Annotated in this window: 18 protein-coding genes; 5 read left to right on the top strand and 13 right to left on the bottom strand. The window is 44.7% G+C overall.

The window, feature by feature from the left end; genetic code table 11:
• Positions 1 to 202 precede the first annotated feature (202 nt).
• From AC6I8U_RS21970 to AC6I8U_RS21940, 7 genes are all read right to left on the bottom strand, one after another.
• Positions 203 to 2,101, bottom strand: a complete 1,899-nt coding sequence (locus tag AC6I8U_RS21970; protein WP_498018530.1) for a hypothetical protein — start codon at positions 2,099 to 2,101, stop codon at positions 203 to 205.
• Between the two features lie 454 nt (positions 2,102 to 2,555).
• Positions 2,556 to 3,722, bottom strand: coding sequence for a hypothetical protein (locus AC6I8U_RS21965; RefSeq protein WP_498018529.1), 1,167 nt, complete (start codon positions 3,720 to 3,722; stop codon positions 2,556 to 2,558).
• A gap of 352 nt (positions 3,723 to 4,074) precedes the next feature.
• Positions 4,075 to 5,907 (bottom strand): glutamine--fructose-6-phosphate transaminase (isomerizing), encoded by a 1,833-nt coding sequence (gene glmS, locus AC6I8U_RS21960; RefSeq protein ID WP_252016295.1) that lies wholly within the window; start codon positions 5,905 to 5,907, stop codon positions 4,075 to 4,077.
• 72 nt (positions 5,908 to 5,979) lie between these two features.
• Positions 5,980 to 6,747, bottom strand: coding sequence for a DeoR/GlpR family DNA-binding transcription regulator (locus AC6I8U_RS21955; RefSeq protein WP_042478027.1), 768 nt, complete (start codon positions 6,745 to 6,747; stop codon positions 5,980 to 5,982).
• Positions 6,748 to 7,024: 277 nt separating this feature from the next.
• Entirely contained in the window at positions 7,025 to 7,558 is a 534-nt protein-coding gene (locus AC6I8U_RS21950) for an MltR family transcriptional regulator (protein WP_498019631.1), read from the bottom strand.
• Positions 7,559 to 7,608: 50 nt separating this feature from the next.
• Positions 7,609 to 8,757, bottom strand: a complete 1,149-nt coding sequence (locus AC6I8U_RS21945) for a mannitol-1-phosphate 5-dehydrogenase (protein WP_498018528.1) — start codon at positions 8,755 to 8,757, stop codon at positions 7,609 to 7,611.
• A gap of 131 nt (positions 8,758 to 8,888) precedes the next feature.
• Complete coding sequence (locus tag AC6I8U_RS21940; protein ID WP_498018527.1) at positions 8,889 to 10,781, bottom strand: PTS mannitol transporter subunit IICBA; 1,893 nt, start codon at positions 10,779 to 10,781, stop codon at positions 8,889 to 8,891.
• Between the two features lie 466 nt (positions 10,782 to 11,247).
• Between AC6I8U_RS21940 and AC6I8U_RS21935 the strand changes: the two genes are divergently transcribed.
• A complete protein-coding gene (locus tag AC6I8U_RS21935) occupies positions 11,248 to 11,898 on the top strand; it encodes an HAD family hydrolase (RefSeq protein ID WP_498018526.1) in 651 nt (216 codons plus the stop codon).
• Between the two features lie 85 nt (positions 11,899 to 11,983).
• Here the strand turns inward: AC6I8U_RS21935 and AC6I8U_RS21930 are convergent, their stop codons facing one another.
• Positions 11,984 to 13,639, bottom strand: coding sequence for a glycoside hydrolase family 32 protein (locus tag AC6I8U_RS21930; RefSeq protein ID WP_498019630.1), 1,656 nt, complete (start codon positions 13,637 to 13,639; stop codon positions 11,984 to 11,986).
• A 247-nt stretch (positions 13,640 to 13,886) separates the two neighbouring features.
• Positions 13,887 to 14,876, bottom strand: coding sequence for a LacI family DNA-binding transcriptional regulator (locus AC6I8U_RS21925; protein WP_498018525.1), 990 nt, complete (start codon positions 14,874 to 14,876; stop codon positions 13,887 to 13,889).
• Between the two features lie 305 nt (positions 14,877 to 15,181).
• Between AC6I8U_RS21925 and AC6I8U_RS21920 the strand changes: the two genes are divergently transcribed.
• A complete protein-coding gene (locus AC6I8U_RS21920; protein ID WP_498018524.1) occupies positions 15,182 to 16,627 on the top strand; it encodes a sucrose-specific PTS transporter subunit IIBC in 1,446 nt (481 codons plus the stop codon).
• A gap of 46 nt (positions 16,628 to 16,673) precedes the next feature.
• Here the strand turns inward: AC6I8U_RS21920 and AC6I8U_RS21915 are convergent, their stop codons facing one another.
• Positions 16,674 to 17,726, bottom strand: a complete 1,053-nt coding sequence (locus tag AC6I8U_RS21915) for an MBL fold metallo-hydrolase (protein WP_498018523.1) — start codon at positions 17,724 to 17,726, stop codon at positions 16,674 to 16,676.
• Between the two features lie 172 nt (positions 17,727 to 17,898).
• Positions 17,899 to 18,792 (bottom strand): NAD(P)-dependent oxidoreductase, encoded by an 894-nt coding sequence (locus AC6I8U_RS21910; RefSeq protein ID WP_042478005.1) that lies wholly within the window; start codon positions 18,790 to 18,792, stop codon positions 17,899 to 17,901.
• Between the two features lie 379 nt (positions 18,793 to 19,171).
• Between AC6I8U_RS21910 and AC6I8U_RS21905 the strand changes: the two genes are divergently transcribed.
• Complete coding sequence (locus AC6I8U_RS21905; RefSeq protein WP_234497391.1) at positions 19,172 to 19,648, top strand: SRPBCC domain-containing protein; 477 nt, start codon at positions 19,172 to 19,174, stop codon at positions 19,646 to 19,648.
• A gap of 61 nt (positions 19,649 to 19,709) precedes the next feature.
• Here AC6I8U_RS21905 and AC6I8U_RS21900 read toward each other — a convergent pair whose 3' ends face one another.
• A complete protein-coding gene (locus AC6I8U_RS21900) occupies positions 19,710 to 20,192 on the bottom strand; it encodes a GNAT family N-acetyltransferase (protein WP_498018522.1) in 483 nt (160 codons plus the stop codon).
• A gap of 120 nt (positions 20,193 to 20,312) precedes the next feature.
• Between AC6I8U_RS21900 and AC6I8U_RS21895 the strand changes: the two genes are divergently transcribed.
• Both AC6I8U_RS21895 and AC6I8U_RS21890 read left to right on the top strand, forming a co-directional pair.
• Positions 20,313 to 21,176, top strand: coding sequence for a DMT family transporter (locus AC6I8U_RS21895; protein ID WP_498018521.1), 864 nt, complete (start codon positions 20,313 to 20,315; stop codon positions 21,174 to 21,176).
• A 136-nt stretch (positions 21,177 to 21,312) separates the two neighbouring features.
• A complete protein-coding gene (locus AC6I8U_RS21890) occupies positions 21,313 to 21,954 on the top strand; it encodes a hypothetical protein (protein WP_498018520.1) in 642 nt (213 codons plus the stop codon).
• Here AC6I8U_RS21890 and AC6I8U_RS21885 read toward each other — a convergent pair.
• Complete coding sequence (locus AC6I8U_RS21885) at positions 21,924 to 23,720, bottom strand: SgrR family transcriptional regulator (protein ID WP_498018519.1); 1,797 nt, start codon at positions 23,718 to 23,720, stop codon at positions 21,924 to 21,926. The two genes, AC6I8U_RS21890 and AC6I8U_RS21885, sit on opposite strands and share 31 nt — an antisense overlap.
• Positions 23,721 to 23,873: the final 153 nt, after the last annotated feature.

Below are 23,873 nucleotides of genomic sequence, written 5' to 3'. Positions count from 1 at the left end.
ACTAACAAGCGCCATCCTTATAATTGATATGATGGCGCACAATCCTAGAATGCAAAGGTGATTAACTGACAAAGAGCAATTAGTTATTTCCTTATCTTGCTACCCAAGTTGGCTTATGTTGCCAACTTGAGATTGCAAAACCTGGTATGATTAGATCTAAGTACTAAATATTGGTAATCACACCAAGCTGTATCACATAAATCTATTTCATACTCGCGCCTGTTACCAAAACTAAGATATCGTCAACAACCTCAGTTTCACCGACATAAATACCCCAACGGAAACCAACCTCTTCTGTACGCTCAAATTGACCACTACCAACAAGTTCCTCATCGATATACATTTCATAATCTAAGCCATTGTCACGGACTCGCATATCAAATGGTTTACCAATTGCATTGTCACTAATTTTGATCTTGTCCCCGATACGTGGGTAGAACCACAAACTGCCGTCGCCGTGGACCCTTAACATAACTGACCAATGGTCCACATTGTTGCCTTTGGCTTGAAACAATGAACAGTAATGCTCTTTTACCGGTTGGGCTGAACAACCCTTAGCTTTTAGCACGTTAAAGCGCGCAGAAAACTCATGCCATTCACCTGGTGCCCAGCGGTCATCCGGACTGAAAGCCTCTATGCGAGCAGCTAATCCACGTGCTCCGCTGACACTTTCTTCGTCTTTAAACAAGCGGAAAATTTGAGTATTGCTATCCTCTTGATACCAGCGGCTCCATGCGCCAAATTTACTTGGACTAATTGATGTATTGCCAACTGTATGTATACGGTAATTATTGGCCTCGCTGTCTATTGGTCGATTGCCGTATGGACCTGTTTCGACCGTCTCTGGGTTTATAGTGATAGTCGAACCCTGAACACCTGTTGACGTTGGCGTGCCAAGTGGTGATAGATTACCGGAGTCTAATACCTCTTGCCACGTCATATCAGTTCCGTTTTGACTATAGAACTGACTAATATCAACGGGAGCTTCTCCCTGCACAGTAGTTACAGATGATTGAATAGTGCTAGAGTGATAACCACCCACACTGCCTCCAGTTAAATCTTGTCCACTACTATAGCTCTCAAAGTCATCAGAAAAGACCACTTTTTGCGAATCATTTGAGTACACCTCGAGATTGTCCACTAAGAACTCGTAACGACTGGTTTTACTGACCGAGCCTACACGCAGAGAAAAGCGATCGACAGGGCCAGCGATTACAGCGTAATCTACTGTTTTGTCGGCGATAACTTCATCACTTTGTATGATCTTAAATGTGAAGTAATTCTCGTCCCAGCTTGTTTCAATGGACATAGGAACGCCAAATTCAAATTTACCCACCTCATCAGAAAAGCCAGGATTTCCCTCACGGTAGCGAATTCTCCCTTCTCCTCCGTCAGCTGGGTCATTATCCATAACGATGTCGCCGAAGTTTTTACCCGAAGTGAAACTACCATTAAAGAGACCCACATATGCGTAGTCGCTTTGATTATCACCAACCTCATCATCGGTGTTAAGACGCACAGTGGCATCTAACGTGAATTTACCAGAGCTAACTTTATCTGACGGAACAACAAATCGAAGCTCACCGGCGCTAGTAGTCAAAAGATCTTCGATTTTGCCCACTTTGTTTTCAGTGGTATTGTCGGCCTGCTTAACAGCATCGGTTACCGCTTCATCATCAGAGCGGTCTTCACCGATTAAGTCACCTTGATTTCCAGTATTAATGGTAAGTACATTACTCTCGACAGAATATGTCCCAGATACTACGGAAATAGCATCACCTTCGTAGTATGTAAATGAAATGGTTTTTTTATCCTCATCATGATCATAATCAGAGTACTCGATTTGATAGCTTCCAGCTTCTGCATCATCATGATAGTACTTCAGATTTTCATCGGAGAATAGATAGATATTAGGTAGAGCTTCAGCTGTATTTGACAGGGAAGTTACACCTTGTGGTGCTAGCTCCCAAAGCACGCCTGTTAGCTCATCACTGTCTCCAGGAGGAGCTGTCGGCCCTTCATTTATTTTATCGTCACTGTTACATCCAGCAATCAGCAAGGAACCACAAAGTATAGATAATAAGATCCTGTTTTTCTTCATATAATGCTTCACCTAATGTTGGGATTAAGTCCATTTTTCAATATATTCATGCACGCATAGTTTTATGTTTGATTAAATAACCCACCTAATTTAAGTAGTTTACTCGCGTGCAATTACTTGTATTTTGCTTAGGTTACTCAGTCCAAACAATGTAAATAATTGGTAACTGTTGTATCAAAATTTGCATTGATAACGAGCACTATATGTTAAGCGTTGATTAAGCATCTTGTTAATTAACTTTAACTATACTGACTTTGTGTGTTGTTGTTTAACAGAATAGTTTGATTGACTTAATGTAATACAATAGAACTTTTAGTTAACGCTACAACATTATGTATAGATTTAACGAGGAATCGCTACTTCAATACCGACTAGATACAAAAACGCCCGATACTCTATATCGGGCGCTCACATTCATGGGTCGTAGCTTAGAATATATTCAACATTACTGACATCACACCACAATTTCTTGGGCGAACGTTTCTTTTTTCTCAACAGATAGTTTTGTCACCAGTTTAGATAGAGCTTCTACAAAGTAGTAGTCACCATAAATAAGCGAGCAATTTACACCCAAACCTTTAGGGCAGTTGAACGCCCCTCCTGTTAAAATTCCCTGCTGGGTATCATCACCCGCAGTACAGTAGTTGTCGTACAGACTCTTGAGGATTCGATTAGCAGCATCAAAATAGTGAGCTTTCTTTGTTTCATCTTCAACAAGCTCAGAGATGAGAAGCATACCGCTCGCAGCACACGCTGCGGCCGAGGTATCTCTTGGCGTATTTTCATCTCTTGGAGCTCTAAAGTCCCAATGTGGGACTGAATCTTCTGGTAACTGATCAATAAAGAAGTCAGCGGTTCTCATGGCCGCTTCAAGGTATCTTGGCTCTTTAGTATATTTATAACTTAGTGCACAGCCATGAACCGCCCACGATGCGCCTCTACTCCAAGCTGAGTCCTCATTGTAGCCTTGCCCACCATAGTAGCTTTTCACATCGCCAGTCATATAGTCAAACTCAACCATATGTCTTACCGAACCATCTGGCCGAATAAACTCTTTAAGCACTGTATCAGCATGCGCCATGGCAATCAGTTTGAACCGCGGTGCATCGAGTTGATCGGCAGCCCAGTACAAAAGAGGCAAGTTCATCATGCTGTCGATAATACTCAAACCTCTCGGGTCTGCAGCACTTACATCATTCTTGTTCCAAGCAGTTAAGAAACGCCCATTGATGTTAAATCGGCTCGCCAAATGACTTGCGGCTCTAAGTGCGCGATTTTTAGAGCGCTCGTTGCCAAACAATTCATACTGTTTGATCGAAGTTAGTTGCCACATAAAGCCAACATCATGGTGGATATTGACATATTCATCAAGTGGGCCATCCATGGTCTTCTCACGTGCTATTGCAATGTCTTTAAACGGTTGGTAGTGCTCTTTCTCATACAGCAACCATAGCAGGCCAGGCCAAAAGCCGACAACCCACGCCCAAGGTGCGTGGGTATCTTCATAATGACCCTCCGATGTCATGGAAGGAAACTGTACTGAAATGTCTTCGCTGGTAAATTTGACTTTCTCAAACACACTTTTCCAAGCATCATTTGCCCACGTTTTCTCTGAATCCATTGCTATCCCTCTACTTCTTTCGGTGATAATTGCGTTAAGTCTATAGGTCAAATATAGGGTAATCACCTTGGAAAAAACATGTCTGTTTTTGGTGTAATCAGGGGTGATTTTTGCGATGGTCAGCGTGTTTACTTGAGTAAGTCAGAGAATACTTCTGCATCAGTCACTCCTGAGGAACGTAGTCCTGAGCTGCCCCTTTACCCCATTTTTCATCTAAACGCTTTTGATCTTTCTTATTAAGTGCCTTTTGTACATCTGATATAAAAAACCCCTACTAAACCAAACTTAGCAGGGGTTAAAAACGATCAAACTTTATTGTCTTCCGACAACTTATTAATCAGAGCAACTCAAATTACTCAACCGTCACCGCTTTCGCTAGGTTACGTGGTTGGTCAACGTCAGTACCTTTGATCAATGCTACGTGGTAAGACAGTAGCTGCATTGGCACTGTGTAGTAGATTGGAGCAATGATATCGTCTACATGAGGCATTTGGATAATCTTCATGTTTTCGTCGCCTTCAAAGCCCGCTTTCTCGTCTGCGAATACATAGAGTAGTCCGCCACGTGCACGTACTTCTTCGATGTTTGACTTAAGCTTCTCTAGCAGGTCATTGGTTGGTGCTACGACAACGACTGGCATGTCTGCATCGATGAGTGCTAGAGGGCCGTGTTTAAGCTCACCTGCAGCGTATGCTTCCGCGTGGATGTATGAGATCTCTTTAAGTTTTAGAGAGGCTTCCATCGCGATTGGGTAGTATTCGCCACGACCTAAGAATAGTGTGTGGTGCTTATCAGCGAAATCTGTTGCCAGAGCTTCGATTTCTTTGTCGAACGCTAGTGCTTTCTCGATGTTTGCAGGCAGTTCGTGCAGTGATTTCACGATTTCAGCTTCACGCTCTTCAGTCATGCGACCTTGAAGGCGAGCAATAGACACAACCATCATCAGCATCGCTGCTAGCTGAGTTGTGAATGCTTTAGTTGAAGCAACACCGATTTCTGTCCCTGCGCGAGTCATGAATGCAAAGTCAGATTCACGAACCAAAGAAGAACCAGCCACGTTACAGATAGTCATTGCAGACATGTAGCCCTTCTCTTTCGCAAGGCGAAGTGCCGCTAGCGTATCGGCTGTTTCGCCTGACTGCGAAAGTGTCACAAGTAGGCTGTTTGGACGAACAACGAAGTCGCGGTAACGGAACTCAGACGCGATTTCTACGTCACAGCTTACGCCAGCGATAGATTCAAACCAGTAGCGAGCCGCCATACCAGAGTTGTATGAGGTACCACATGCGATGATTTGAACGTGCTCAACTTTCTTAAGGATATCAACTGCGTTAACACCAATAGCTTCAGTCACGACTGCTTTATCAGTAACGCGACCTTCCATTGTGTTAATAAGCGCACGAGGCTGTTCAAAGATCTCTTTTTGCATGAAGTGACGATATTGGCCTTTGTCACCTGCGTCATGTTCTGCGTTCGATTCCGTGATTTCGCGCTCTACAGGGTTACCGTCAACATCAAGAACTTTAACGTCGCGACGAGTAATTTCTGCTACATCACCCTCTTCTAGGTACATAAAGCGGCGAGTCACGCTAAGAAGGGCAAGTTGGTCAGAAGCAAGGAAGTTTTCACCAACACCGAAACCGATAACGATTGGGCTACCAGAGCGAGCAGCAACGATGCGGCTTGGGTCTTTGCGGTCAACAACTACTGTACCGTAAGCACCGTCTAGTTGAGCTGCTGTTTTTTGTAGCGCTTCAACCAGTGTTTCTGACGTGCGACGCTCCCACTCAACTAGGTGAGCGATTACTTCTGTATCTGTTTGAGATTGGAACACATAACCGCGTTCTTGAAGTGTTGCACGTAGTTCTTCGTGGTTTTCGATGATACCGTTGTGTACAACCGCGATATCACCAGATACGTGTGGGTGAGCGTTCGCTTCAGATGGTTCACCGTGAGTTGCCCAGCGTGTGTGTGCGATACCTGTACCACCTGTCACATCTTGTGCATCAACGGCATCAGCAAGCTCTTGCACCTTACCTAGGCGACGAACGCGCTTAAGCTCTAGATCAGCATCAACAACGGCTACACCCGCTGAATCATATCCACGGTACTCCAGACGGCGTAGACCCTCTACCAAAATTTCTGCTACGTCACGTTGTGCTACCGCACCTACGATTCCACACATAGTAATTCTCCACTTTTAGTTTCTGTTTCCCTCTATGAACGCAAGCAAGTCAATAGAAGAGGGATAAATTGTTTAAGCGCAAATAACCTTTACGCTATTGGATTCGATGAGAGCTTTTTGCTCTTGAGTTAAGCCTTGATCAGTCACTAGCACATCAATTGCATCCCACGCTAATTCTAGATTAGGAATTCTTCGGCCAATTTTCTCGGATTCGATCATGACGACAACTTCACGGGCGACTTCAGCCATGACATTACTCAGCCCGATAAGCTCGTTAAAGGTTGTCGTACCGCGCGCTAAGTCCACTCCGTCAGCGCCAATAAACAGCTGGTCGAAGTCATAAGAGCGTAATACCGATTCTGCTACTTGACCCTGGAAAGATTCAGAATGTGCATCCCAAGTGCCACCTGTCATCAACAAGGTCGGTTCGTTTTCTAGGTCGTTTATCGCGTTGGCAAGAGAGAGCGAATTTGTCATCACTACCAAGCCCTTCTTGTTGCCTAGGCGAGACACCAATGCACCTGTTGTGCTTCCGCAATCAATAACGATACGATAATGGTCGTTAATCAACCCTACCGCGGCTTCTGCGATCTTCTCTTTGGTTTCAGACGTCGCCACGGATTCGTTTAGCACTTCATCTACGGCTTCTTGAGGAAGAGAGACGGCTCCGCCATAGCGACGAAGCAACTGACCATTTTTTTCTAGCGATGTGAGATCTTTTCGAATCGTAACCTCTGAGGTATCAAATAAAGCAGACAACTCTTCAACACTGACTTCACCACGCTCTTGGACAAGCTGGGCAATGGAATGGCGTCGAACCTGAGTATTACGTTTTCTCACTTTAACTTTCGCTTCAAAACTTAACTGATGCAAAAATTATTTCATAACGTAACTTATAGCGCAAGAAAATGGCGGTATTATTTGTAAGACACGATTTAACTGATGAAAAATCGAACAATTAAGTTTCGTTTCGAAAGTTAATTGTGTAAGTTTACAGAATAAGTTCGAAACTAAGCTCGCTAACGTGGATAAACGAAAGTGGGTCTAGGGAAATTGGTAAAAGACGAGAAGGCAATTAAAAGCCCCAACACTTGTTAAGCATTAGGGCTGAAATAGACTAGACGAGAGGGTTATCTCGGCAAAGTGTGTTCACCATTTCGGTGATGGCAAGGATGATAGTAGATTTCACTCGCTGATAATGACGCTCTAAAAACATCTCCAGCATCACTTCATCAAGACCTGCGGTCATGCTGGCATCGTATTCGATCGGCATCATTTTTTGAATAGCACTGATTTTATTCAGCTCGAATAAAACGTCGACTTCTGTAAAGCTGACCTTGTTCTCTTGATGCTTTGTCCACTCTCTTAGGGTTACAAAAATGTCTATATCATCAAACACTTCTTTAGATATAACACCGAGGCCGAGGAGCAATTTAGCGCGAACAAGAATGTCGCCAAGAGGACCATCACTGGTAAGAAGGGGATCAACAACGTACTTCACTGCGTAGTCGTCTTTATGAAAGATACTATTGATAAGGGTGTCCAGAGTGTCGTCGATGGCATCATAAGCGGCCATAAGACATTCACTCGCGTCCTTTGCTTCGGACAGAGCTTCTAATAGTTCGGTTTCATTGGGCGGGTGCAGTGGCATAACATCTCTTAAAACAAAGGGTGCCACTTGCGTGGCACCAACAACTTGAATCATTTGAGCGCTAAATACGCTTCATGCGCTAGTGTAACAATTTCTGAATCAACATTCAGCTCTGAATAATGAGCCAGTGTTTTTTCAAATCCTTGTTCTGCAAACATAGCTTGAAGCTCAACCGCTTGTGGGTCATCGTCGTTTTTGTAAAGGAATGCTGCGGCGATACCTTTTAATAGGTGACCATTCGGCAATCCATACTCAAGCGTACCGTTAAGAGGCTTAATCAAGCGATCTTGCGGGCTCAGTTTGCGGATTGGTTGACGACCAACGCGGTCCACTTCATCACGAAGATATGGGTTGGCGAAACGGCCCAGGATCTTCTGGATGTAAGCAGCATGCGCCTGCGCATCAAAGCCGTAGCGACGAATCAGTACTTCACCGCTCTCTTGCATTGCAGCGGTTACATCAGCTCGAATCGCTTCGTCTTCAATAGAATCTTTGATCGTTTCGTGACCCGCTAGCACACCAAGGTAAGCCGTGATTAGGTGACCTGTGTTAAGTGTAAACAGTTTACGTTCAACGAACGCCATTAGGTTATCGGTACATTCCATACCTGCAATTGTCGGAATATCACCCACAAACTGAGTTTGATCGACGATCCACTCGCTAAACGTTTCTACCGTTACTGCTAGAGGATCGGTTTCACCTTCTTCTGCCGGCGGTACGATACGGTCTACCGCTGAGTCAACGAAGCCAATGTTTGCCTCAGCAAACGCTTTAACATCGTCTGAAAGGTGTTCAAAGATCATTGCTTTTAGCTGGCTAGTACCGCGCACCATGTTTTCACAAGCAATAATATTAAGTGGCGCTGTATTGCCATTTGCTGCACGCTTTTCAATACCTTGTGCGACTGATTTAGAGATGATCTTCAGTACTGTTGGGCCAACGGCTGTCGTTACCAACTCTACGTTAGCGATAAGGTCGATAATGTCGCCGCTGGTCGAGTTTACTGCGGTAACATTCGTTACTTCTTCTACTACTACATCTTCGCCAACGATTTTTACAGGGTAGGATTGACGTTCAATCAGAGCGTTAACCACGGTTTCGTTTACATCTGCAAATGTTACGTGAATGCCTGCATCTGCAAGTAGTTTTCCGATAAAGCCACGACCGATATTACCTGCGCCAAAATGTAATGCTTTCATAAGACGTCTTCCTAAATAACTCATTAAAAAAAGAAAAAGAAAAAATCAAAAATGAGACCAACAAGGGGGGCTGTTGGTCTCTTTCACTTAGGAGCTATGACTCAAAGCCAAAGTGATAATCACCACTTCTGCTACTTACCACTCAGGATGCGAAGTACATCTTCAGCATTGGTGGTAGACTTCAAACATTCGACAGCTTCGTCGTCATCAAGTGAATTCGTAATCGCAGTGATAACCTGAATATGCTCATCACCTTGCGCTGCGATACCAATAACCATCTTAGCTACGTCATCTTCGTCCTCGCCCCACTGAACACCTTCAGGGAACTGACAGAACACGATGCCCGTCTTTTTAACGAATTGTTTTGCTTCAATAGTGCCGTGAGGTACTGCAATCGACTCACCTAGGTAGGTAGAAACCAACTCTTCACGAGCCAACATGCCTTCAACATATTGCGGTTCTACATAACCAAGTTTTACGAGTTGCTCACCAGCAAACTTGATAACCTCTTCTTTGGTTTTTGCTTCCATTCCCAAGAAGATATTTTCATTTGATAGCTTAAGCGTTCCTTCTTCATTGCTTGAGCTAGTGTCTGCTGGCGCTTCAGGCTTTTTTGGCTCAGCGCCTGCTTGTTGTGCGTTAACTAAGTCAGCGACTAAACCGTCGTACAGTGCACCATCTAGGAAGTTACCCAGAGAGATGTGGTGTGCATCTGGCGCGTGAGTGCGAGCACGATCAGTCAGGTCTTTGTGAGTGATAACAATATCCGCACCATCTGGTAGGTTGTTAATCGCTAGGTTAGTCACCTCAATGCCTAGGTCTGCCGCTTCTACTTTCTTACGAAGCATGCTTGCACCCATTGCGCTTGAGCCCATACCTGCGTCACAAGCAACGATGATTTTGCGTACTTTTGCTAGGTTTAGTTCGCCACCTTGACCTTTAGAAGCTGCCTTCATGTCTGCCATTTGGCTTGCTGCTTTCTCTAGTGACTCTTCTTCATCATCTTGCTTAGATGTTTTCATTAGTAGCGAAGCTACGAAGAAGGTAACCGTTGCTGAAGCAATCACTGATAGAATCACACCAAGGAATGAAGACTTAGGTGTCATTAGTAGTACAGCAAAGATTGAACCTGGTGATGCTGGAGATACTAGACCTGCATCAAACATGGTTAGTGTGAACACACCAGTCATACCACCAGCAATAACCGCAATGATTAGACGTGGGTTCATTAGAACGTAGGGGAAGTAGATTTCGTGGATACCACCGAAGAAGTGGATAATTGCCGCACCCGGTGCTGATTGCTTAGCGTTGCCACGACCGAAGAACATGTACGCAAGTAGGAGACCTAGACCAGGACCTGGGTTTGCTTCAATCAAGAAGAAGATAGATTTACCCACTTCCTCAGCTTGTTGGATACCGAGTGGCGAGAAGATACCGTGGTTGATTGCGTTATTTAGGAATAGGATTTTCGCAGGTTCAACAAAGATAGAGGTAAGAGGTAGTAGACCCGCGTTAACCATCATGCCAACGCCAGCAGCTAGCGCTGTTGAAAGCACTTTTACTGCAGGACCAATCACAAGGAAAGCAAGGATCGCACAAAGCATACCAACGATACCGGCTGAGAAGTTGTTCACCAACATCTCAAAGCCGCTCTTCACTTTGCCTTCAACTGCTTGGTCAAACTTCTTAATCGCTAGGCCACCAAGAGGACCAACAATCATAGCGCCCATGAACATCGGAATGTCCGTACCGACGATAACACCCATAGTGGTAATCGCACCGACGACAGCACCGCGATCGCCTGCTACCATTTTACCACCGGTATAACCGATAAGTAGCGGTAGAAGGTAGGTGATCATAGGACCAACCATTGCGGCTAGTGTTTCGTTTGGAATCCAACCAGTAGGAATAAATAGCGCCGTAATCAAACCCCAAGCGATAAATGCACCAATATTTGGCATCACCATGTTGGAGAGGAAACGACCAAAGTTTTGTACTTTGATTTTTGCTTCAGGAGATAGCATAAGGTCATCCTCGTTATTAGAATCTGTGTCCAATGGACTAAAAATGTTTATTTAAAAGTCCATTAAAAAGTAACACAGGATTTCCAAAAGTCAGCATGACGGCAATTTTTGTGACAGCAATCACACCAAAAGACTCATAGATTATTTTTTATAGTGATCAATATCACGTTATTTGCGCGTTGATAAATTACACAGCATTTCAATTGATAACAACTCTCATTCAATGGTGATCTAAATCACTAATTAACATCAAGACACCCCCAAATAGTTAGTGACCAAAGTCACATAATGAGCAAATCACTTCACAACCACCTATTCAAGGCAGCTATTTCATACGTAAAACTGAACACGTATTAACCGCAATAGTATTGAAATGTAATTTAATTACAGGTTTGATGTTTTAATTTCACGAGACTTCTGACAAAGTAGAGCGAATAAAAAACGTGAAAATAAAGAGGGCATCACAATGTTCAAAGCACTACTGTTCGATATGGACGGACTTATCTTTGATACCGAGACGGTATATAAAGCGAGCTGGCAATACGCAGCAACGACGATGGGGTACGACTTAACGGATGAGTTCTATCAAGGTTTTATTGGTGTGCAAGATCCAGACTGCGAGAGAATGCTGGTTGAACATTTTGGTTCAGGCTTTGACCTCAACCACTATAAAGCCATCCGCGACGCGCATTACCATGAAGCGCGTCAAGCAGGCATTGCCTTTAAAGAAGGGTTTCATGAACTATTTGCAGAAGCCAAAGCCCAAAAGCTCAATATTGCTCTCGTTACTTCTTCCCATTTACCCGAAACCAAGCTGAACTTTGGTGCTACTGACTACCTCAATCAGTTCGACCTCATTATCACCGCAGAAGATGTCGATAATGGCAAACCTCAGCCAGATTGCTACATCATGGCGTATGACAAACTCGGACTTGAGGCACAAGACTGTTTGGTGCTTGAGGATTCTAATAACGGGATGCGCTCGGGGAAAGCTGCTGGATGCTATGCCGCAATGATTCCGGATATCATGCCGCCGCATCAAGATGTCATAGAAACAGCGGACTATATTTTCGACTCACTTAACCAAGTCACTGAGTTGTTGAAGTCACAACGCTAATACATAGCGTGTAAAGAATAGGAAGCCCTGTACCGTTTGGTTACAGGGCTTTTTGTGTTGTATTTTCCGAAGTGAAGGGCAGTTGTTAACTCAACGAACCTTTAAACGGTGCGCTTGCCGCGCTCAATGGGTAAACATCAAAATCTGACGCCCCTCCACGTAACTCGATACCAGTAGCATCTTTGTCAGTGAAGACTCGACCAGTCATTACAAACTCACCACCATTAACGAAGATCTCCAAAGATGACTCATCCGAGAGAATTCGCAGCTCTACTTTTTCGCTATCCAACAGCAATTCGCGCTTTGTATCTCCCTCACGAATTAAGGTGTGGGTTCTATCAAACACTAATGAACGAGTCGTTTCATCTAGTCGTATCGATACGTATTGATCCGCTTTTGCATGCAACCTAAGCTCACTACCCCACTCTAGAACCACACTCATATCAAACGCCTTGTCACAAAGAGATGGGTATCCGCTGTTGTCTAATGTGAAGCACTGCTTCTCTTTACGTAATGTCGCAATTTCAGCTATTGGGGTTTGGACAAGTCGCCCGTTTCTGTTCGTGAGTTCACGAAGCGCTGTCAACTGATGCACCCAACCGTTATCACTCGACGGATGGTTGATTTCATCTGGCAGTCCCATCCATCCAGAGAGAATTCGACGACCATCGGCAGCTAACATGGTTTGCGGCGCATAAAAGTCGAAACCTTTATCAAGATTGTCAAAATCTGTTAGAGAGATTTTTCCCTCTAAATCCAGTTCAGCCTTCACATACCCATTGTGATGAGGGATGGTGTGGTACGCGCTGTCCGACTCAATCCCCTGAGGTCCAACAATCGCAAAATGCTCGCCATTCAGTTCGAAAAGATCCGGGCATTCCCACATATAACCAAAATCCCCCATTTCATCACCACAAAGCGATACGAATTCCCATTGATGTAAATCGCTTGAACGGTAGATTGCCAATCGCCCCTTGAGATCGGTTGTTTGGGCGCCTAGTAGCATTAACCAATGTTCACCGTGACGAACGATTTTAGGGTCTCGAATATGAGGCGTGACACCCTCAGGCAGTTTCGGGATCACAGGCCCCAGTTTTTCAAAGGTAATTCCATCATTCGATACCGCTAAACATTGAGTCGTATGACGATCTCTCTGATTACCAATTCTTGTATTACCGGTATAAAACAGCATGAGTTGCTCGCCTTGGCTCAACGCATGACCAGAAAAAACGCCGTGGCTATCAAACCAATCTGATGGCGTTAATGCGAGAGGTTGCCACTCCCAATTGATCAGATCTTTGCTCGTTAAGTGAGCCCAGTACTTGTCTTTGTGGACACAGGCATATGGATACCACTGATAGAAGAGGTGGTACTCTCCGTTGTGGTAGATAAAACCGTTAGGGTCGTTCAAAAGTCCTTGAGGTGGAGAAACATGCCAAGACGGTCGATGCTCGCAATCAACTGGTTTGCTGACAGCCTCAACTTTCAATACTTGCTGCTGACTAATTACGCTACCCAGCTCAAGTAACGATGAATCATCGAAATGATCAGGCATATCAAACGTCAGTTGAGGCTTACCTAACACCTCTTCAAGCGAATAGCGTGGCGCGCCCTCGTTAACTAGAGATGTGTTAACTAGAGACGTATCATGGATTTCAATTACCAGCTGATTATTCGGAAATAAGACACGACTCACGTTAGCCGGACCACCAAGCAGGTTCACCAAGTCGCTCACTGACATCGCGGTTGTTGAAGACTTCGCTTCAGGATCTTTGGTTGCTGAAACCTTGCTAGTGACTGAAACCATAATAGCTATACACCTATACCAATGATTAATATTTTTGGGAACGTTTGCAATACTAGCGATGAAACAGGAGTGATACAAGAGCAATGGCTGAGTTTAATAGAAACTGTGACTTAACACACACCATGACTCCGTTGGATTAGGAGCCATAGTGAGGGTGTTGTCGTGAAAATTTGGGGAGGAATTAGCAGGTTTGTCGTTCGATATTTTGGAAAGTAAGAACGACCTTACTCATAACAGGTGGATGCCCATCAAGCAATTCAATCAGTACCTTAGCAGCACTTTCCCCCGCTTTATCAAAGGGATAGTTAAAGGTTGAAATACTCGGCGAAGATACCGAGCCCAGTTCATCATTACCGACTCCTAGTACCTTAATATCCTCTCCGGCTTGTCGAGCACTCTCTTCAATCGCCTTAACCGCACCTATTGCGATTCTGTCAGTCGCGCAAAACAAGCCATCTAGGTTTTCATATTCTGTTAGTAGCTGTTTCGCCTGTTGGTAGCCCGACTCTATGGTGAACTCACCACGACTATGAAACAAAGGTTCGCCTTTACGCTTGAACTGTAAAGCTTGTTCTAAGCCTTGGTAACGCAGTTTATCAACAGCAATGTCGGAACTCGCCACACCAATAAAACCAATATTACTACAACCTGCTGATAGTAAACGATTTCCCGCCTCAAATCCGACGCGAAAATCATCATGCACAATGCTTGGGATATTGAATAACGAACCATCCTGACCGACGAGTACAACAGGAGCTATCGAGTGCTGAATCGCTTCTACCAATTCTTCGTCCAAATGGGTTGCATAAAGAATAATGCCTTCAACCCGCTTTTGGTTAAATAGACGAATAAACTCAATCTCTTTTTGAAAAGACTGTTGAGTACTGGCTAATAAGACGTGTTTTCCAGCACTTTCAAACACCGCACTTAATCCATCAACCCCTTGTGAGGTGGCGTTAGACGCAACCCTTGGTACGATTACTCCGATCAAGTTGGTCTTTTGCGATTTAAGGTCTTTAGCAACAAGGTTCGTTTGATACCCCAACTCATCAATGGCCTTTTGTACCTTATCTTTGGTCGCCTGCTTGACTCCATACTCATTATTTACCACGCGAGAGACTGTCGATTTAGAAACGCCAGCAAGTTTGGCGACATCATGAAGGCTTGCCATAGGATAAGTGTCCGATATTTATGGGAATGTTTGCAAAGAATACCACGATTTTCACCATTCTTATAACCAGTTAGGGCCCCAAGTATGGTTCTAATTTGATAGCTTCAAGAAAAAACCTTATCTAGCGCACATTCTTTTGACTCCTAGTATACTAAGAAATGATCACGGTCACACTGTCGCCTTTTATCTTTTGACACGACCTCATCCATGCTTATGATTCGAAATTGCAAACGTTCCCAAAAGTATTCAACACACAATAGGGAGCGAATACGATAATAACGCACAAAATGTAACCGGAGCTCGTTATGAACTACCCAGTCATAGCCAAAGAACTACTTACTCTGTTAGGGGGAAAGGAAAACCTCTCTGCCTTAGCTCATTGCGCGACTCGCTTGCGCCTCGCCGTTAAAGATGAATCTCTGATCCAAGAAAAAGCCATTGACGATCTTGAGGGCGTAAAAGGACAATTTAAGGTAGCAGGCCAGTACCAAATCATTTTTGGCTCGGGCATCGTAAACCAAGTTTATGCAGAACTCGCAAAACTAACGGGCATGTCCGAAATGTCGACCAAGGATGTCGCGTCTGCGGGTGCCGAGAAACAAAACTGGTTGCAACGCGCAGTAAAAGGTTTGTCCGATATCTTCGTACCTATTATTCCAGCAATCGTGGCCGGCGGTCTGTTGATGGGTATTTTCAACCTTCTCACTGCACAGGGTCTTTTCATTGAAGGGCAATCTCTGATCGATGCAAACCCAGGTCTTGCTGACCTCGCAAGCATGATCAACACCTTTGCCAATGCACCTTTTGTCTACTTACCTGTTCTATTGGCATTCTCTGCTTCCAAGAAGTTTGGTGGTAACCCGTTCCTTGGCGCAGCTTTGGGTATGTTGATGGTGCACCCTGATCTACTCAACGGCTGGGGCTTTGGTGGCGCAGCAGTGTCTGGCACGATCCCAACTTGGAACATTCTGGGCTTCGAGATCCAAAAAGTGGGCTATCAAGGTTCAGTACTACCTGTATTGGTATCGGCGTTTATTCTCGCTAAAGTTGAGAATGGTCTTCGCAAGTTTATCCCGTCCGTGTTGGACAACCTGCTCACTCCGATGCTTGCCATCTTTATCACAGGTTTCCTAACATTCACTGTGGTGGGTCCATTCACACGTGACATCGGCTTTTTATTGGGTGACGGTCTAAACTGGCTCTACGATTCAGCTGGCTTCATCGGCGGTGCACTGTTTGGCTTTATCTATGCACCGTTTGTTATCACCGGCATGCACCATAGCTTTATCGCCATTGAAACTCAGCTTCTTACTGATATCGCAATCACAGGTGGTACTTTCATCTTCCCAATCGCGGCAATGTCTAATATTGCTCAGGGTGCAGCAGCTCTAGCTGTTGGCTTCACCACTAAAGATGTGAAACAAAAAGGTATTGCAATGCCATCAGGCGTAACAGCTCTGCTTGGTATCACTGAACCAGCGATGTTTGGTGTTAACCTTAAACTGCGTTATCCATTTATTGCAGCGATTATCGGTGCAGCGGTTTCAAGTGCGTTTATCACTATGTTTAATGTAAAGGCTCAAGCGCTTGGTGCGGCAGGTCTACCTGGTATTATCTCAATTCGCCCAGAAAACATCGGCTACTATGTCGCCGGCATGGCAATCTCATTCGCGGTTGCGTTTGGTTTAACCATTGTTCTTGGTATGCGTGAAAAGCAAAAAGCTTCAAAGCGAGTTACAGCAACCGCTTAACTAACTGAATGCTTTCTACCCCCATAATAAACAAAGGCGCTAATTATCAGCGCCTTTGTTTTGCTTCGTTCCCTTCCTCACTCCACCAGCGCTCATCGTTTTTTCGAACATTAAGCTCACCCACGGTCACTTTCTCTCCAATCTTCGGGCAAACAAAATCAACATTGCGACGCTTAGCTTCGCTTTCTGCTCTTAGCAAAGGTTCATTCCATTCATGATAGGAAAGATCAAAAGTCGCGTTGTGTATCGGTAGCATCACCGCGCCTTGTACATCAATGTGTGCCTGTACACTTTGTTCAGGAAACATATGAATATCCGCCCAGTTCTCATCATAGGCACCCGTTTCTATTAATGTCAGATCAAAGGGACCGTATCGTTTACCCACTTCTTTGAATCCACCAAAATAGCCAGAATCACCGCTAAAATAGACTCTAGACTTAGTCCCTAAGATAGCCCAGCTTCCCCAAAGCGACGTATCCCTTTGCTTGTACGAACGCCCTGAAAAGTGCTGCGTCGGAGCAAAAACAAAGCGGGTCTTTTCCACTTTTATTGATTCCCACCATTCGAACTCAACGATTTTTCTTACCTCGACTCCCCACTCAATGAGGTGGTCGCCCACACACATTGGCACCAGGAACTTACCAACTTTATGATGCAGTTGTTTTACAGTTTGTTTGTCTAAGTGGTCGTAGTGATCATGGCTTATCAAGCACACATCAATATAAGGCAGCTCTTCAACCGAAATCGGCAGCGCGTGATAGCGCTTGGGGCCCGCCCAATCGAGAGGCGAAGCTCGATTTCCTAGCACCGGATCAGTCAAGATTGTTATCCCATCGACTTTAAGCAATACCGTTGAGTGTCCCAAACGATAAACGCAGTCTTGCTTCTCTGTCTCTATCGCATCAGCTTGCATTGGCTCTACGGGAATATTAGGAACTTTGAAGTTCAGTATCTTGTCGATGTTAAGGTAAGAGCGAAGGGTAGTGATCGTATCTTTAAAGGTGGGGTTGTAGAGAGTCTCTGAGTTTGTGAACCGCTGGGGCTTGGATGCTTCTGGCAATAGAAGGGTCTTTACACTTCTTGATGATAACGCTGGCATACTTGGCTTCCGATTGAGTAGTTAAGCCTATCCAGTGTTGCCCCGCTCAATGACACTTAGATGCCAGTAAGACGAAATAAATGTGTCGATAAAATGACCGTTTTGACATATTCAACACAAACAAAAAACCCCACCGGTTAAGGTAGGGTTTTGTTAACTTAAAAGCGCTAAATTAAGCTTCAGCTTCTGCTTTTAGGTTAGTGAAGTAATCGAAGATTACTGGCACGTCGTTTTGACCTAGGCCAGCATCAACTGCTGCTTGTAGGCTTGTAGAAGTACCTTGAGCGATTAGAGACTCAGTACCTAGCTCTTCACATAGAGCAAGGAAGTAGCCAAGGTCTTTGTTTGCGTTAGCAACAGAGAAACCTAGTTTTTCTTCGCCGTCAACCGCGTAGAACTTACAGAACTGCATGAACGGAGAGTTAGATGGACCCGCTGACATGATGTCAAATAGTTGCTGACCGTCAACGCCTGCTAGCTTAGCTACTGCGAAAGCTTGAGACATAGTTGCAACAGTAGTCATACCCATGAAGTTGTTAACTAGCTTAGTAACGTGACCTGAACCTAGAGCGCCTAGGTGGAATACGTTTTCGCCTTGCTCGTCAAGAACTGGCTTAACTTTGTTGAATGTTTCGATGTCGCCAGCAGCCATGATGTTTAGAAGACCATCTTTAGCGTGAGCTGGAGTACGACCTAGAGGAGCGTCAATCATGCCTGCGCCGATAGCAGCAAGGTCAGCACCAATCTTCTTAGTAGAAGCTGGGATAGAAGTACCGAAGTCGATAAGCGTTTTGCCTTCTGACATACCCGCTAGGATACCAGTGTCGCCGTAAACTACTTTCTCAACAACTTCAGAAGTTGTTAGACATAGCATAACGATGTCACTTTTCTCAGCTAGTTCTTTACCAGAAACTGCTTCAGATGCGTTGCCACGAGCTAGAACAGCTGCAACTGCATCTTTGTTAAGATCCATTACGTTTACTTCGTAACCACGGTTTTGAAGATTCTCAACCATGTTGCCGCCCATAAGGCCAAGACCGATGAAACCAATTACTGGCTTTGTCATGTGTGACTCCTAATAAAATACTATTGTATGACTATTTGCAGTTACTATATCTGCTCGATAGGAATTTCGCAATCTTCATTCCTCGAGAAAATGTGATCAGATCTAAATTATGAGAGATAGAACAGAAAAATTCATACAAAAAGGAAGAAATTGCCTGAATTGCGCCTAAATCGTTCAATTTTTACGCATCACTTGTAATACATTATACCCAATTTATCGACAAGGGTCTTCATACAATTCACCAAATGTCTTGCTAGCGCACATATCAAGATTGAGAGAATTGAAAAACCACCCACGACAGACTGCATACCATCCGACGCAATCAGCATTCTGGGTATATAGTTAAAGTGTCCAAACGCGAAACCTTGGCATGGTGACTATGAACGACCCACATCAAATACAGTGGCCGGAGTATTTCCACCCTAAGAATGCTCCTGTTCACGTGAAAAACGAAATTGTCATCCCCTCAGATTGTGAGACCATCTGGAGTCACATTGTGCGAGCCCCATGCTGGCCCAACTGGCAGCACCGAAAGACCGCAGTACAAATCGTGAAAGGCGACAGTAACGAACTTCACAAAGGCAGTGTATTTAATTGGATAACGAAAACCATGCGCTTTGAGTGCACGGTGGTCGAATATGAACCTTTTGAGAGAATAGCTTGGCGAGGTAAAACGGGAGACGTGGACATGTACCACGCATGGCTCATCTCACCCTGTACTGAAGGGTGCCGTATTGTGACAGAATCAACGCAGCGTGGTGGTCTGCGTTGGCTCACTGGGATTTTTGTTAAACGTCAAGTAGACGCCTACCACCAGCATTGGCTCGAAACATTAGTGCACAAAGCCAAAGAGTGAGGCTGGATCTTTATTGACTCGTGCTAATTACCTCGGTTTTTGCTAGTTACTTGAATCCTCACTATAGAGCTTTAAGCATCCATACATCACAACCATTGTGCAACGTGCCTTCATATGGCTCGCTGAGATGCTCAAATCCAGCCCGCTCATATAAAGCAATGGCTGATCCCATTGAACTCAAAGTATCTAGGTAACACTGTTTGTAGCCTTGCGCTTTTGCAAATGACAAGCATTGTTCAGTCAGCGTCTTGCCAAGGCCTAAGCCTCTACTTTCGGGTAGTAGAAACAACTTTTTGAGTTCGCATACGTCATCGCCTTGACCAAATGGTGCGATACCACCGCCGCCCACCACTTTTCCATTTACCAACGCCACTAAATACAGGCTGCGGTCTTCTTCATTGTAATACTGACTCATCGCTAGCACTTCTTCATCCGAGGGACCAAATCCTTCTCCCACCGCACCGAACTCTGCACCGACAGTCTTGATAACCTCACACAACGCTTCATCAAACTCTGGTGACACCTTTACTACTTCTACGCTCATCCTTTACTTCCTATTCAAGCCGCTGAGGTTACTCGGGTATATATCTTATAAACAATTATCTGTTTAGCGATTGCTGACATCAAGTTAGGATTTAGACATGCTCAAGATAGGCGCCCAATAATGAATAACACGCTTACCCTCTCCTTCGCTGCAATGACAGCCTTTGCTTTTAACTCTTTGCTGTGCCGCTTGGCACTGGGAACATCGGCTATTGATCCACTTAGTTTCACCTCTATTAGGCTCGTGAGTGGCGCTGCAACACTGGTCTGTTTAGGTTTGATACTCAAAAAGCAGCAGGGCGATTCAAGTCCATCACTAAAAATGTCTCTCGCCTTAGGAGTGACACTTTTCGGTTATGCGCTGTCATTTTCACTGGCCTATATCACGCTCGATACGGGTACGGGGGCGCTGATTCTTTTTGGTACGGTGCAGTTTGCACTCATCCTTCATCATAAGTTCAGTGGACACAAACTCTCTTTCGTTGAAATGATTGGAATCGCAGTCGCACTGGGCGGCTTTGTATTACTGATGTTACCCAGTGCCTCCCAGCCTTCTATTCTAGGAGCATTGCTTATGATGGTCTCAGGGTTGTGCTGGAGCGGTTTTACCTTATTGGGCAAAAAGGTGGCTTCACCGATAACCGCGACTCGGCAAGGGTTTGTGGTGGCAAGCATTCTGGTTATCGTTGCGGTGCTTGTTCATGGTTTAACAGCTTCAACAAATGGCTACCTGACACTGAGCGGCAGTTTGTATGCGCTTCTTTCTGGTATTGTCGCTTCCGCTCTGGGGTACTACCTTTGGTACCGTCTCTTGCCGAAGATAGATGTACTGGAAGCATCATTAATGCAGCTCACGGTCCCCGTTATTGCATTATTGCTTGGCTGGCTATTCTTAGCTGAGTCTCCTTCATTACTCGCGTTGATAGCGACTTTGTTTATTTTATCGGGAATCGCAATAACCTCTTGGGCAAAAGCGCGCAAATGAACCTAGCTGCAGTCTTCTTACCCATAAGAAGATGAATAAGAAAGTGAATAAAATACAAAACCTTAATTGGTATCTCGACTCGAACTGCACTAACTTATAGCAACAGTAATTCATCCTATGACTACCCGAGATGATCATGAAGAGACCATTTATTCTATTGCTTGCCGTCCTTTTGCCACTACAAATCAGTATTGCGGCAAGTGATCTTCCTGCGGACGACGCTGAACAAGAAACAGAGCAGCCTTTAGTGAACATCAATATGATGCTCGACCTAAAGGGGATAGAACAGTCGATCAACAGATCAAGCATTGCCATCGATAATTTAGCCACCTCTCTCACTCTACTTTCAAACAACCAAAGTTTGAATGAAGAGCAACGACAAGTGCTGGTTGATACCATGGACAACATCAATGAGCTGACTGAGATGTCTAAATCCTCGTTGGCGGCACTGCCAGGCGCTTTAGAGCAATCGCAAAATTCGATTGCTAACAGCACCAAAAAGTTCGCTTATGATGTTCGCTTTAATGTGCTGCTTCTGTTAGCGCTACTGGTACTCTCGATTGTATTGGCGCTGATCGCTGCTTATTGGCTGCTACTGCGTCCAATGCAGGGCACGATACTGCATGCAACACGCAACGTATCTAAGATGGCATCAGCGATTCATAAAACTGCGGAGTCACTGGAGACAACAACATCGAATCAAAGAGTGTTGACCGAGAGACTGGAAACGTATGAGTCAGAAAAGGCTCAATCTGCAGACCAAACATCTCGAATTTGAGGCCAGCCCCAAGTCGTTATCTCAACGCCTTTTAAAATTCCTTGAAAGCTCAATGTCTGCCTATGATGGAACATTGGGCTTACGATACCTTCGTGTATCAAAAGAGAGCCGATTTGTTCGAGCTCTGTTAGGTATTTTTCTGGTCTACAATCGGCACGAATCTTATTAAGCTCCGCCTTCAACCATTGGCTCACATCATCACCGATACCAGCATGCAGTACAGGGTCACTTAAGAAGAACAACAGTGCTGATACCTGCCTATTGTCATCAAGGTTTAGACTGCTCATCACAATATCTTCATCGAAAGGCTCCCTTGTCGCCTTGCCAACAAATACATCAAAGTCATAAAGGTTAAGCGTTACCCCAATGCCTTTCGCTTCTAAAATTTGCTTTACGGCTTTAGCGCTTCTTAGTATCCCTGGATGATTGTAATAGGCAATTTTTAGCTCTCGTGGTAGTTCTACAGCTCGATTGTGGATGCGTTTTACGTTGTGCCAGAACGGGAAGAAGCTGCTCGCAAACTCGGCGCCAAAGGTGTCTTGATTTCTAACAAGTTGCTGCCAAACTTTTTCGCCACTTAACATCTGACTGAGCCAGCTGCGCTGCGCAAAAGACAACGAGGGATTCGCTTGATTGAAAATCATGAACATACAGCCGTCTTCGATTCGAGCTCGAGAGGTTGTACTGCTCAGCGCCTCTTTTTCCAAATCAATCTCTGGATGCGTGATCACCTTTTTAGAGTAAGGTTCGTTGACTCGTGACCCTGACACCAAAGCTTGTTCGCAAGATGCCTGATTTTTAGGAGTATGGCCATCAGAATCCTGGCTATTAGCACTAACAGACCATATCGAAACATGATCGGTAAGAGAACGTAAACCATGATAGCGCTCATTGGCAGAAAGGTTGAGGAGAGAACTCGATTGTTCGGCAAGTGAAAACACGCCACACCCAACCACATTAAGATCTGACTCTTCAAGCTGTTGTGGGGGTTGGATGGAATATTTTAAATCACTAAGCAGTGCCGCAAAGCCTCTATCAGATCGACTAAGCGAGACCGTAAATCCAAGCGCATGATTGACTTCAATGCTCTCTAGGTGATCGAGCTCTGAACGATAATAATCGTGCTGTTTCAGTTGCATCAATAATGTGGCGATGGACTCTGCGTTTACCCTAGTACCATCATGAAAGTAAACGGACGGTCTTATATAGAATGACCATTTTCTGAAGCGCTCATCGGCTTCCCAATGATGGGCGATATCTGGTTTTAGCTCACCGTCACGGCTCATCGACACTAAACAAGCATGAACCTGTCGCACCAAAAAACGTTCACTATTGCGATGCGGTACGTTCGGTGCTAATCGAGCAAATGACCGGTTGTAAGTAAGCTGAACATGTACACTGCCCTCATTAATCTGAGCCCCTGCGGTTTGCTGCAAAAGCTGGCCAAATGTGGACTGATCATTATCTAAGAACTCCAGCGCACGATCATACTTACTCTGTTTTAACCATTCGGTCGCAATTAACTTCTTAACGTCACTTCGGTCCAGCTTTTTAATCAATGTCGATCGCTGGTTCCTTCCCACTTTGGGCAACCAAGCAATCCAGCTCAGTTCGGTCATCTGCTTTAGGACAGAGCGAGCATGGCGCGGACTGGTTGCCATCGTATCGGCAACATCGGCGAGGGTCACCGCGTACTCAACTGAGACTTCAAACTTGATGAGACGCTCATAGTAACGATATAGGTTTATACTTTCCAAATTAGGCACTCCACCTGGTGCAAACCATTCCTTATATAGGACAATTATGGCGTAAAAAGCTGAAAAAAATCATTTCCAAATCAATATAAGGAACAAGAAAACCAAAAGTCTATCTGTTTTATTATACCGCATAAAACAACACAATATGTACAGATTCCCCCC

This window comes from Vibrio sp. KUL80 (genome assembly GCF_059725495.1).
This window is presented reverse-complemented; position numbering and strand designations above follow the sequence as displayed.